Annotated in this window: 4 protein-coding genes, 18 tRNA genes, 3 rRNA genes and 1 riboswitch; of the genes, 1 reads left to right on the forward strand and 24 read right to left on the reverse strand. The window is 43.9% G+C overall.

Going from position 1 to position 12,021, the window contains the following annotated elements; genetic code table 11:
• Positions 1-21: 21 nt before the first annotated feature.
• Positions 22-765, forward strand: coding sequence for an SDR family NAD(P)-dependent oxidoreductase (locus ACQQ2I_RS16965; protein ID WP_431027954.1), 744 nt, complete (start codon positions 22-24; stop codon positions 763-765).
• Positions 766-1,313: 548 nt separating this feature from the next.
• Here the strand turns inward: ACQQ2I_RS16965 and ACQQ2I_RS16970 are convergent.
• From ACQQ2I_RS16970 to ACQQ2I_RS17085, 24 genes are all read right to left on the reverse strand, one after another.
• The gene (locus tag ACQQ2I_RS16970) at positions 1,314-2,411 is read right to left on the reverse strand and encodes a methyl-accepting chemotaxis protein (RefSeq protein WP_431027955.1); all 1,098 of its coding nucleotides are present in this window, start codon (positions 2,409-2,411) and stop codon (positions 1,314-1,316) included.
• 10 nt (positions 2,412-2,421) lie between these two features.
• Entirely contained in the window at positions 2,422-3,150 is a 729-nt protein-coding gene (locus ACQQ2I_RS16975; protein ID WP_431027956.1) for a hypothetical protein, read from the reverse strand.
• 42 nt (positions 3,151-3,192) lie between these two features.
• Complete coding sequence (locus tag ACQQ2I_RS16980) at positions 3,193-3,567, reverse strand: hypothetical protein (protein WP_431027957.1); 375 nt, start codon at positions 3,565-3,567, stop codon at positions 3,193-3,195.
• A gap of 185 nt (positions 3,568-3,752) precedes the next feature.
• Positions 3,753-3,839: riboswitch (cyclic di-GMP riboswitch) on the reverse strand.
• Between the two features lie 1,193 nt (positions 3,840-5,032).
• A tRNA-Leu gene (locus ACQQ2I_RS16985) sits at positions 5,033-5,113 on the reverse strand.
• A 62-nt stretch (positions 5,114-5,175) separates the two neighbouring features.
• Positions 5,176-5,249, reverse strand: a tRNA-Cys gene (locus ACQQ2I_RS16990).
• Between the two features lie 9 nt (positions 5,250-5,258).
• Positions 5,259-5,333: transfer RNA gene (locus ACQQ2I_RS16995), tRNA-Gly, on the reverse strand.
• Between the two features lie 3 nt (positions 5,334-5,336).
• A tRNA-Gln gene (locus tag ACQQ2I_RS17000) sits at positions 5,337-5,411 on the reverse strand.
• 30 nt (positions 5,412-5,441) lie between these two features.
• Positions 5,442-5,517 (reverse strand) — tRNA-His (locus ACQQ2I_RS17005).
• A gap of 24 nt (positions 5,518-5,541) precedes the next feature.
• A tRNA-His gene (locus tag ACQQ2I_RS17010) sits at positions 5,542-5,617 on the reverse strand.
• Positions 5,618-5,649: 32 nt separating this feature from the next.
• A tRNA-Trp gene (locus ACQQ2I_RS17015) sits at positions 5,650-5,723 on the reverse strand.
• Between the two features lie 3 nt (positions 5,724-5,726).
• Positions 5,727-5,810: transfer RNA gene (locus ACQQ2I_RS17020), tRNA-Tyr, on the reverse strand.
• Positions 5,811-5,814: 4 nt separating this feature from the next.
• A tRNA-Thr gene (locus ACQQ2I_RS17025) sits at positions 5,815-5,890 on the reverse strand.
• A 12-nt stretch (positions 5,891-5,902) separates the two neighbouring features.
• A tRNA-Phe gene (locus tag ACQQ2I_RS17030) sits at positions 5,903-5,978 on the reverse strand.
• 23 nt (positions 5,979-6,001) lie between these two features.
• Positions 6,002-6,077, reverse strand: a tRNA-Asp gene (locus ACQQ2I_RS17035).
• Between the two features lie 2 nt (positions 6,078-6,079).
• Positions 6,080-6,156: transfer RNA gene (locus ACQQ2I_RS17040), tRNA-Met, on the reverse strand.
• Between the two features lie 20 nt (positions 6,157-6,176).
• Positions 6,177-6,252: transfer RNA gene (locus tag ACQQ2I_RS17045), tRNA-Val, on the reverse strand.
• Positions 6,253-6,269: 17 nt separating this feature from the next.
• Positions 6,270-6,344: transfer RNA gene (locus tag ACQQ2I_RS17050), tRNA-Glu, on the reverse strand.
• Positions 6,345-6,363: 19 nt separating this feature from the next.
• Positions 6,364-6,455 (reverse strand) — tRNA-Ser (locus ACQQ2I_RS17055).
• 8 nt (positions 6,456-6,463) lie between these two features.
• A tRNA-Asn gene (locus ACQQ2I_RS17060) sits at positions 6,464-6,538 on the reverse strand.
• A 16-nt stretch (positions 6,539-6,554) separates the two neighbouring features.
• Positions 6,555-6,670: ribosomal RNA gene (gene rrf, locus ACQQ2I_RS17065) — 5S ribosomal RNA — on the reverse strand.
• Positions 6,671-6,780: 110 nt separating this feature from the next.
• Positions 6,781-9,708, reverse strand: a 23S ribosomal RNA gene (locus tag ACQQ2I_RS17070).
• A 176-nt stretch (positions 9,709-9,884) separates the two neighbouring features.
• Positions 9,885-9,960: transfer RNA gene (locus tag ACQQ2I_RS17075), tRNA-Ala, on the reverse strand.
• A gap of 26 nt (positions 9,961-9,986) precedes the next feature.
• A tRNA-Ile gene (locus ACQQ2I_RS17080) sits at positions 9,987-10,063 on the reverse strand.
• Between the two features lie 87 nt (positions 10,064-10,150).
• Positions 10,151-11,705, reverse strand: a 16S ribosomal RNA gene (locus ACQQ2I_RS17085).
• Together the 16S, 23S and 5S rRNA genes with 18 tRNA genes alongside form the textbook arrangement of a ribosomal RNA operon.
• Between the last annotated feature and the right edge of the window lie 316 nt (positions 11,706-12,021).

Here is a 12,021-nt window from a genome sequence, read left to right on the forward strand (position 1 = left end):
ACTACTAAAGGAGGCTAGTAGATGTTTAACTTACAAGATAAAGTAGCAATTGTAACAGGTGGATCATCAGGAATTGGACTGGCAACAGTAAAGGCATTTGTCGCAAAAGGTGCAAAGGTCATTTTATCAGATATTAATACGGAGGCTGGTAATCAACATGTTGCATCTATCCGTGAATCTGGTGGAGAAGCGTCATTCTTTGAGGCAAATGTTGCAGATGAAGCTGCAGTACAAGCATTAGTGAAGTTCGCTGTCGATACTTACGGTAAATTAGACATTATTGTTAATAATGCTGGTATTGGTGTATTAGCTCCTACACATGAATTATCCTTTGAAGAATATAACCACGTGATTAAAGTCAACCAAGATAGTGTTTTCTATGGAAGTAAATATGCTATTCAAGAGTTTTTAAAAACCGGTGGCGGTGCAATTGTAAGTGTTGCTTCAATTTTAGGCACAGTTGGAGAGCCTGGTGCATTCGCTTATAATGCATCAAAGGGTGCTGTCAATATTATGACAAAGTCTTTAGCTGCTGAATATTCGGGCCAAAACATTCGAGTCAATTCTGTTTGTCCAGGCTATGTAGAATCAGGGATGGTAAACAAAGAGGCACTAGGCGATTTTTATGACGGATTAGTCGCCCGTCATCCAATTGGCCGCCTTGGACGTCCTGAAGAAATTGCACACGCAATTGTTTTCCTCTGTGAAAATGAATTTGTTACTGGCTGTAATTTACTAGTAGACGGCGGATATACAGCTGTTTAAAAAATATTGACGTTTAAACTAATGAAGTATTAAAAGTGATATACGACAATTAAAATACTTCTTTCATGTGGTGATAAATCGTAAAGGCCATCTACTTTTTGTAAATTTTGTGCGAATTGTACATTACCTACTGCAAAGCCGACTAATCCCATTAGCATAGCAGTAGGCTTGAATACGATATGGTGAAACGTTCAGCACACAATTACAAGTTATTTTTGTCTTATTAAGAGAAAAGGGGCCGTCTGAAAAGACATTTTGAGACGGCACCTTTGCGACGAGGATGGTGGCATTTTGATGTGACCACCGCAGGAGCAATATTTCTTAATGGATAATTGTTAAGAAATAAAGGGGTGTCCAGAAAGTTTTTACTTTCTGGACACCCCCTTTACTAGTTAAATTGATACCGGTAGTCGGGACCACAAACAGTTCGTAAAAGCTTATGTAAAATGATTGGCTATGTAAACCTCAAAAATACTTACTTCTCTTTTATTAACCATGTCATGCCTCAAGCATAGGTGTTTCTCTCATTACATTATACCGTTCAGAAGTTAAACTGCTTTTACTTGATCCGTTTCAGCACCTTGATTTAATGCCAAAAGTAATTTTTCTGCATCATGTTGTAAATCGACAAGACTCTCTGCCTCTTGAACTAGTTTTTGCATTGTACTTAATTCATCATCGCTAATTTCAACTAGCTCTTCAAACATTTCAACGGATTCCCTGGAAATGAAAGAAATGTCTCTCATGGCGGCCATAATTTGCTGAGAGCTTGACGATAACTCTTCCGTACTTGCAGATGAATTTGCATTATTGTCAGCAATAATTTTTATAGTATCTACAATCTTTTCGAACATCGTGCCAATTTCTAAAATGGTTGTATTCGTTTGTGCAAACTCTTCTGTTCCTTGATTCATTGATGTGACAACTTTGTCTGTCTCTTCTTGAATATTTTTTACAATATTCGATACTTCAGCAGCTGACTGACGTGATTGTTCAGCTAATTTACGCACTTCATCAGCAACTACAGCAAACCCTTTACCGTGTTCACCTGCACGGGCTGCTTCGATAGCTGCGTTCAATGCTAATAAATTAATTTGCTCTGAAATCCCCGTAATGACTTTCACAATCATACCAATTTCGTGTGATTTTTCCCCAAGTATATTGATTGCATCAAATGTCGTATTAATCGTTTGATCAAATTGCTCCATTTTTACCATAGAATCTTTTAACTTTTCGTTACCTTCTTGTGTCAATTCTAACGTCGTATTCGATTGTTCTGAAATTTGGTTTGATCTGATAGATAGTTCTTCAATCGCCTCTGTCATATCTTCGATAGAAGTAGAACTCTCTTCAGTAGCGACTAATTGCTTTTTTAACCCTTTCCCTACCTCATCGATCGCGGCCCTTACAATATCAGCCTTCTCAGCTGCGTATTCCCCATGTTCAGTAAGGTTCTCACCTTTTCCATTCACATTTTTTGCGAATGAATGAAATTGCTCTCTTATTTGATCTACTGATAATCCCTCTATTCCGTTTATAACCTCATGCGTTATATCGGAATGACGTTTAAGCGAAAAATATTGGTAAGCAAAATACAAAGATGTACATAATAAAACTACAATAATCCCCAGCATGATCGCGTCCATAAAAAATCTCCTATTCTACTAACGTATTTAGCTCTTTAACAATGATGTAAATGCCATCTGCTACAGTCGATGGAATATGGCTTAGCCTCTCATTGTTTTCATATTTATGAACAATATAGTTTCCTTCTACGTCTACATATTTTGTCATGCCATGATACTTCTCCATCAAACGCATTGACTTCGGATTTGTTGCTTCCCCTAACACAAGTCGTAAGCCTTCTTCTGTTGCTCTTTCTATCAATAAATCGCTTAACCTTTGTACAATTTCATGACGATTATGCTCAGCAATGATACCTAATAAAAATAAATGCAATATTTCTCCATCTTCCATATCTTTTCCATAACGTTTTTTATAATCATTTAGGAAACGGATATCAATATCTTCTAATACACGCATTACTACATTCATATCAGCAAACGTGCCGTCAAAAATATCCCCTTCGATAATTTCAAGGGCATTTGTATCCCCAACTAATGCACCTACCACATTTTGTTCTTGATCTAGCGCAACGGCACAATAGCCTTGGTGAGCATTTGTCTCGATATATTCCTTTGTAAATTGATAAAAATCTTCGTAAGGTAATTCTAAGGCGTACCCAATGATTGGTTCTTGCACCCATTTGCCAGCAACATCTACTCCAATAAATGTGCTTGCGATACACGCTGCTGCCTTTTCAATTAAATCTGGCTGATCCTTTGTAAGGATTTCATATGTATATAAAGCTTCAATCGTTTGCATGGTAAAATTCCTCTCTAAGATGTGATTATATTTAATTCAAGACTAACGCATTGCTAATTGCGAAACATTGTCCACTACTGTTCCTGGGAAGTTAACTCCCTCTAAAGCATTTCGCACTTGCACATATGCAATTTTAGAGCGTGGATTGACAATAACAATATCTTTGAAACCTAGTGATGCATAAAACATGAGTGTTTGCCCTAGCTCTGCCGAAATCTTTGAAGGAACAGGTGATTGATAAGTTCCATCCGCTACAAATGTATAAGTATTTTTCGGTACTTTTGCCACGGTCTCTTGCAAATCGTTTAAATATTCCTCTACAACCTCTGCTTTAAGAAACCCTTGTATTTGAATGTGTAATTCTTTTTTTGCTTCGTAAATCGCCATTTTATATTTCGGTTTATCAACGACTATCATCTCTACTCTCCTTTTTATTATAATATTGATGATGTTTGCCTATTTTTTATCAAATCTACTAAGCTCACTACACCAAGACGTCATTCCATTTTCGCTACAGTTGATTACACCTCCCCCCTTGCTTTTCTCTAAACAAAAAAGCTATCCCTGATAATAATTAGGACAGCCAAATAATCACTTATTATTTTAGCAACCCGACTATCATTATCCAGGAGGATTTTAGACTCGTAGCTTTGCGTCCTTATCTTTCAATAAGTTTGCCTTTTCAATTTAAGGAAAAATCATAATAATATCACATTAATATGTTAATAGTATAAATTATTTGTAAATTTTTTTCTATAATAGTACTTTTTCTAACGAATATCGGACCTATTCGAGTAACTTTTTGATAATAATTAGAAAGAAGGAGATAATAAGGTACTATTAGAAGATTATACAAAGAGGAATTTTCTACTCCTTCCCAAGTGGCAAGGAAAGTAAAGAAGGAGGATTTGTGGAATTATTTTACTATTACTAACATCCTATATTTACCGTATAGTAAAAAGAACGATAACAATGATTGTTGTAAATAAAAAAATAATCACCTCAGGAGGAGCTAGTGCGCTAAAATGAACACTCGAATACAATTATTGATGTTACTATGTCTAAGTGCGAAGAGGTGTTTTACAACAATGGAAAGCACCTCAAATGGATTGGGGATCTATCGTGCTAAATCAAAGTACAAGGTAATTAGTAACTCAAATGAAAAGAAACTACAGTCTAGGCACAATCTGCTCTTTATACGTTTTTTGTTTCTTATATAGAGTTTACATTCATTCCTTATACCTTGAACACAAACTCCTTCTAATTCGCTCCTATGCATACCTGTTTCAAGCAATAAAAGCATAAAGATGTTAATTCCTCACACCCACAAAAGAACGTAAATGCCGCTGATGTAAAAGCACTTGTAATTGTTCATGCTTAAAGGTCTCAACTACTTTTCTTCGGTCTTTTAGTAGTCTAATGTAATGTCACTTAATAGATTACTTTTAGTGTGCCGTTTACGATACAGAAAATTTAAAAATGCTCTAATGGCTCTTAAACGCGTGTTAATTGTTACTGTTTGTAATCCTTTTTTCTTGCAGATGCAAGATTAAACTCTTTTTCTCTAAGCATAAAAAACAATAATTTATTTCTGTAATACTGGATTGTTTGAGATCTTAAATTTCTGATTAGACAATCATCAACAAATAAAGAAAAAGCCGTTTGAAAATCAATCTCTTTGATCACTTTTTGTTATGTTAATGATTTATAATTTCTGGATAGATTATTCGTTTTTACGCCTTGCCATAATAATTCCTCCTTGTTTATGACAGGATACGCATACGATTTTATGTAAGAATTTTATTTAAGATAAATAAAAAACGCTCCTTACAATGTGTTGTAAGAAACGTTGATTTCACTGCATTGGCAAGCAGTATTATGATACCGGTAGTCGGGGTCGAACCGACACTCCAGAGGAACACGATTTTGAGTCGTGCGCGTCTGCCAATTCCGCCATACCGGCATGATTTTATTGGAACAAAATTGAGATAAAAAAAAACCGGATACCCGATTTCAATAAAATTCTGGAGGCGGCTACCGGATTTGAACCGGTGATAAGGGTGTTGCAGACCCGTGCCTTACCACTTGGCTAAGCCGCCAGAGAATATTGGAGCGGAAGACGGGGTTCGAACCCGCGACCCCCACCTTGGCAAGGTGGTGTTCTACCACTGAACTACTTCCGCGAATGGCTGGGGTACTAGGATTCGAACCTAGGCATGACGGAATCAAAATCCGTTGCCTTACCGCTTGGCTATACCCCAACAATATTTTTACAATTATTATTTATATAATGGGGCGACTGAAGGGAATCGAACCCTCGAATGTCGGAACCACAATCCGATGCGTTAACCACTTCGCCACAATCGCCACTATATCAATGAAGATAAAGGATGGGGCGGATGAAGGGAATCGAACCCTCGAATGTCGGAACCACAATCCGATGCGTTAACCACTTCGCCACACCCGCCACTGTTCTTCTTAATTATCTGAAATAAAAAATGGCAGGGGCAGTAGGAATCGAACCCACACCAAAGGTTTTGGAGACCTCTATTCTACCGTTGAACTATGCCCCTAAATGGTGGAGGGGGACGGATTCGAACCGCCGAACCCGAAGGAGCGGATTTACAGTCCGCCGCGTTTAGCCACTTCGCTACCCCTCCAAAATGGTGCCGGCGATAGGAGTCGAACCCACGACCTACTGATTACAAGTCAGTTGCTCTACCAACTGAGCTACACCGGCAATTTGGAAATATGGTGGGTCAGGACGGAATCGAACCGCCGACACTTAGAGCTTCAATCTAATGCTCTACCAACTGAGCTACTGACCCATATAAATATAATTTTAAATAAATGGCGGTCCCGACCGGGATCGAACCGGCGATCTCCTGCGTGACAGGCAGGCATGTTAACCGCTACACCACGGGACCATTGGTTGCGGGGACAGGATTTGAACCTGTGACCTTCGGGTTATGAGCCCGACGAGCTACCGAACTGCTCCACCCCGCGATAATACTATTAAAATGATATGGTGGAGGATGACGGGCTCGAACCGCCGACCCCCTGCTTGTAAGGCAGGTGCTCTCCCAGCTGAGCTAATCCTCCATCTGGGTTTATTTAAATGGTGACCCGTACGGGATTCGAACCCGTGTTACCGCCGTGAAAGGGCGGTGTCTTAACCACTTGACCAACGGGCCAATAATGTAATATTTAGGCTGGCGGAGAGTAAGGGATTTGAACCCTTGAGACAGCGTTAACCGCCTACACGATTTCCAATCGTGCTCCTTCGACCTCTCGGACAACTCTCCAAGAAGAATGGCTCCGAAGGTAGGACTCGAACCTACGACCAACCGGTTAACAGCCGGTTGCTCTACCACTGAGCTACTTCGGAATATTTTTATTGGTAAGCCTAGCGATGTCCTACTCTCACAGGGGGAAGCCCCCAACTACCATCGGCGCTAAAGAGCTTAACTTCCGTGTTCGGTATGGGAACGGGTGTGACCTCTTTGCCATCATCACTAGACTTTTGAAAGACATTTCAAATTATATCATACTCAAAATTAGTATTCAAGTATTTTAATTTTTTTGTTCCTTCAAAACTGGATAAACGGTACATTGTGCAATTCACAAAATGTGGTTAAGTCCTCGACCGATTAGTATTCGTCAGCTCCATGTGTCGCCACACTTCCACCTCGAACCTATCTACCTGATCGTCTTTCAGGGGTCTTACTTACTTGCGTAATGGGAAATCTCATCTTGAGGGGGGCTTCATGCTTAGATGCTTTCAGCACTTATCCCGTCCATACATAGCTACCCAGCGATGCCGTTGGCACGACAACTGGTACACCAGCGGTATGTCCATCCCGGTCCTCTCGTACTAAGGACAGCTCCTCTCAAATTTCCTACGCCCACGACGGATAGGGACCGAACTGTCTCACGACGTTCTGAACCCAGCTCGCGTACCGCTTTAATGGGCGAACAGCCCAACCCTTGGGACCGACTACAGCCCCAGGATGCGATGAGCCGACATCGAGGTGCCAAACCTCCCCGTCGATGTGGACTCTTGGGGGAGATAAGCCTGTTATCCCCGGGGTAGCTTTTATCCGTTGAGCGATGGCCCTTCCATGCGGAACCACCGGATCACTAAGCCCGTCTTTCGACCCTGCTCGACTTGTAGGTCTCGCAGTCAAGCTCCCTTGTGCCTTTACACTCTACGAATGATTTCCAACCATTCTGAGGGAACCTTTGGGCGCCTCCGTTACCTTTTAGGAGGCGACCGCCCCAGTCAAACTGTCCGCCTGACACTGTCTCCTACCCCGCTAAGGGGCATGGGTTAGAAATTCAGTACAACCAGGGTAGTATCCCACCGACGCCTCCACCGAAGCTAGCGCTCCGGTTTCTCTGGCTCCTACCTATCCTGTACAAGTTGCACCAAATTTCAATATCAAGCTACAGTAAAGCTCCACGGGGTCTTTCCGTCCTGTCGCGGGTAACCTGCATCTTCACAGGTACTATAATTTCACCGAGTCTCTCGTTGAGACAGTGCCCAGATCGTTACGCCTTTCGTGCGGGTCGGAACTTACCCGACAAGGAATTTCGCTACCTTAGGACCGTTATAGTTACGGCCGCCGTTTACTGGGGCTTCAATTCATAGCTTCGCTTGCGCTAACCACTCCTCTTAACCTTCCAGCACCGGGCAGGCGTCAGCCCCTATACGTCACCTTACGGTTTTGCAGAGACCTGTGTTTTTGCTAAACAGTCGCCTGGGCCTATTCACTGCGGCTCTCTCGGGCTTTCACCCTACCAGAGCACCCCTTCTCCCGAAGTTACGGGGTCATTTTGCCGAGTTCCTTAACGAGAGTTCTCTCGCACACCTTAGGATTCTCTCCTCGACTACCTGTGTCGGTTTGCGGTACGGGTACCTCCCACCTCGATAGAGGCTTTTCTTGGCAGCGTGAGATCAGGAACTTCGTCCATACGGACTCGTCATCACAGCTCAATGTATTAGTACGCGGATTTGCCTACGTACACACCTTACTGCTTGAACAGAGACAACCAACGCTCTGCTTACCCTACCCTTCTGCGTCCCCCCATTTCTCAAACGGTGGGGAGGTAGTACAGGAATATCAACCTGTTGTCCATCGCCTACGCCTGTCGGCCTCGGCTTAGGTCCCGACTAACCCTGAGCGGACGAGCCTTCCTCAGGAAACCTTAGTCATACGGTGGACAGGATTCTCACCTGTCTTTCGCTACTCATACCGGCATTCTCACTTCTAACCGCTCCACCAGTCCTTCCGGTCTGACTTCAGCGCAGTTAGAACGCTCTCCTACCACTCACACCAATGGTGTGAATCCACAGCTTCGGTGAATCGTTTAGCCCCGATACATTTTCGGCGCAGCGTCACTCGACCAGTGAGCTATTACGCACTCTTTAAATGATGGCTGCTTCTAAGCCAACATCCTGGTTGTCTAAGCAACGCCACATCCTTTTCCACTTAACGATTACTTTGGGACCTTAGCTGGTGGTCTGGGCTGTTTCCCTTTTGACTACGGATCTTATCACTCGCAGTCTGACTCCCGTGCATAAATATCCGGCATTCGGAGTTTGTCTGAATTCGGTAAAGCGAGATGCCCCCCTAGTCCAAACAGTGCTCTACCTCCGGTATTCTCATCACGAGGCTAGCCCTAAAGCTATTTCGGAGAGAACCAGCTATCTCCAAGTTCGATTGGAATTTCTCCGCTACCCACACCTCATCCCCGCACTTTTCAACGTGCGTGGGTTCGGGCCTCCAGTGAGTGTTACCTCACCTTCACCCTGGACATGGGTAGATCACCTGGTTTCGGGTCTACGACCACGTACTACATCGCCCTATTCAGACTCGCTTTCGCTGCGGCTCCGTCTTCACAACTTAACCTCGCACGTAATCGTAACTCGCCGGTTCATTCTACAAAAGGCACGCTATCACCCATTAACGGGCTCTAACTACTTGTAGGCACACGGTTTCAGGTTCTCTTTCACTCCCCTCCCGGGGTGCTTTTCACCTTTCCCTCACGGTACTGGTTCACTATCGGTCACTAGGTAGTATTTAGCCTTGGGAGATGGTCCTCCCGGATTCCGACGGAATTTCACGTGTTCCGCCGTACTCAGGATCCACTCTGGAGGGCATGTACTTTCGACTACAGGGCTATTACCTGCTCTGGCGGACCTTTCCAAGTCGCTTCGCCTAATACATGCCTTTGTAACTCCGTATAGAGTGTCCTACAACCCCAAGAGGCAAGCCTCTTGGTTTGGGCTCTTCCCGTTTCGCTCGCCGCTACTCAGGGAATCGAATTTTCTTTCTCTTCCTCCAGGTACTTAGATGTTTCAGTTCCCTGGGTCTGTCTCCAGTACGCTATGAATTCACGTAAAGGTACTACGCCATTAAACGTAGTGGGTTCCCCCATTCGGAAATCCCCGGATCAAAGCTTACTTACAGCTCCCCGAGGCATATCGGTGTTAGTGCCGTCCTTCATCGACTCCTAGTGCCAAGGCATCCACCGTGCGCCCTTAATAACTTAACCAAGTTATACTTGAACAACGTTCAAGATTTTAAGTTGACACGTCAATGTTACTTGACTTGTTTTGACTCTTATCTATTTAAAATAGAAATTTGTGTTTGCTTTCAATGTCGTTTTATCCAGTTTTCAAAGAACAAAATTACTGATTTACATCACATTGCGATATAAATCAATATATTTGGTGGAGCCTAGCGGGATCGAACCGCTGACCTCCTGCGTGCAAGGCAGGCGCTCTCCCAGCTGAGCTAAGGCCCCAAATGAAGAGGTATATAAAATATATATGGTGGGCCTAAATGGACTCGAACCATCGACCTCACGCTTATCAGGCGTGCGCTCTAACCAGCTGAGCTATAGGCCCTCTTTAAAAGTTTACTATTATAAACTTTCAAAACTGAACGCAAAACGTTAACTACTGACCATGTCAGTATTCCGAAAATATCCTTAGAAAGGAGGTGATCCAGCCGCACCTTCCGATACGGCTACCTTGTTACGACTTCACCCCAATCATCTATCCCACCTTCGGCGGCTGGCTCCAAAAGGTTACCTCACCGACTTCGGGTGTTACAAACTCTCGTGGTGTGACGGGCGGTGTGTACAAGGCCCGGGAACGTATTCACCGCGGCATGCTGATCCGCGATTACTAGCGATTCCGGCTTCATGTAGGCGAGTTGCAGCCTACAATCCGAACTGAGAACGGTTTTATCGGATTAGCTCCCCCTCGCGGGTTGGCAACCGTTTGTACCGTCCATTGTAGCACGTGTGTAGCCCAGGTCATAAGGGGCATGATGATTTGACGTCATCCCCACCTTCCTCCGGTTTGTCACCGGCAGTCACCTTAGAGTGCCCAACTGAATGATGGCAACTAAGATCAAGGGTTGCGCTCGTTGCGGGACTTAACCCAACATCTCACGACACGAGCTGACGACAACCATGCACCACCTGTCACCGTTGTCCCCGAAGGGAAAACTATGTCTCCATAGTGGTCACCGGGATGTCAAGACCTGGTAAGGTTCTTCGCGTTGCTTCGAATTAAACCACATGCTCCACCGCTTGTGCGGGCCCCCGTCAATTCCTTTGAGTTTCAGTCTTGCGACCGTACTCCCCAGGCGGAGTGCTTAATGCGTTAGCTGCAGCACTAAGGGGCGGAAACCCCCTAACACTTAGCACTCATCGTTTACGGCGTGGACTACCAGGGTATCTAATCCTGTTTGCTCCCCACGCTTTCGCGCCTCAGCGTCAGTTACAGACCAGAAAGTCGCCTTCGCCACTGGTGTTCCTCCAAATCTCTACGCATTTCACCGCTACACTTGGAATTCCACTTTCCTCTTCTGCACTCAAGTCCCCCAGTTTCCAATGACCCTCCACGGTTGAGCCGTGGGCTTTCACATCAGACTTAAAGGACCGCCTGCGCGCGCTTTACGCCCAATAATTCCGGACAACGCTTGCCACCTACGTATTACCGCGGCTGCTGGCACGTAGTTAGCCGTGGCTTTCTAATAAGGTACCGTCAAGGTACAGCCAGTTACTACTGTACTTGTTCTTCCCTTACAACAGAGTTTTACGAACCGAAATCCTTCTTCACTCACGCGGCGTTGCTCCATCAGGCTTTCGCCCATTGTGGAAGATTCCCTACTGCTGCCTCCCGTAGGAGTCTGGGCCGTGTCTCAGTCCCAGTGTGGCCGATCACCCTCTCAGGTCGGCTACGCATCGTCGCCTTGGTGAGCCGTTACCTCACCAACTAGCTAATGCGCCGCGGGCCCATCCTGTAGCGATAGCAGAACCATCTTTCAACTTTCTAACATGTATTAGAAAGTATTATTCGGTATTAGCCCCGGTTTCCCGGAGTTATCCCAAACTACAGGGCAGGTTGCCCACGTGTTACTCACCCGTCCGCCGCTAACTTTCATCTGATGCAAGCATCAAATGAAAGTCCGCTCGACTTGCATGTATTAGGCACGCCGCCAGCGTTCGTCCTGAGCCAGGATCAAACTCTCCATAAAAGAATTTGAGTAAGCTCAAATTTGCTGGCATCATGTTTGATGTCCAAAATTTTGTTTCTTATTTAGAAACATTTATTGTTAACGTTTTGCTTGTTCAGTTTTCAAAGTTCATATTGTTTTTCGCTCATTTCAGCGACTTCTCTAATTTAACATTTTCATTTTCGTTTGTCAACAACTTTTTAAAAAGTTTTTTTCATGAATGACTCTCGAAGATTGATATTTTAAAGCGTCACGTCTTAGCGACAATTAATATATTACAATACAGAAATATTAAATGTCAACACTTTTTCAAAAAAAATTCCGAGGCATGTCACAC

This window comes from Lysinibacillus sp. LZ02, from assembly GCF_050613145.1.
In the GTDB taxonomy this organism is placed as follows: domain Bacteria; phylum Bacillota; class Bacilli; order Bacillales_A; family Planococcaceae; genus Lysinibacillus_B.

Bases quoted from the DNA above. Each gene is read 5' to 3' on its own strand.
- ACQQ2I_RS16970 (WP_431027955.1), bottom strand. From the start codon at position 2,411: ATGGACGCGATCATGCTGGGGATTATTGTAGTTTTATTATGTACATCT.
- ACQQ2I_RS16975 (WP_431027956.1), bottom strand. From the start codon at position 3,150: ATGCAAACGATTGAAGCTTTATATACATATGAAATCCTTACAAAGGAT.
- ACQQ2I_RS16980 (WP_431027957.1), bottom strand. From the start codon at position 3,567: ATGATAGTCGTTGATAAACCGAAATATAAAATGGCGATTTACGAAGCA.
- ACQQ2I_RS16965 (WP_431027954.1), top strand. From the start codon at position 22: ATGTTTAACTTACAAGATAAAGTAGCAATTGTAACAGGTGGATCATCA.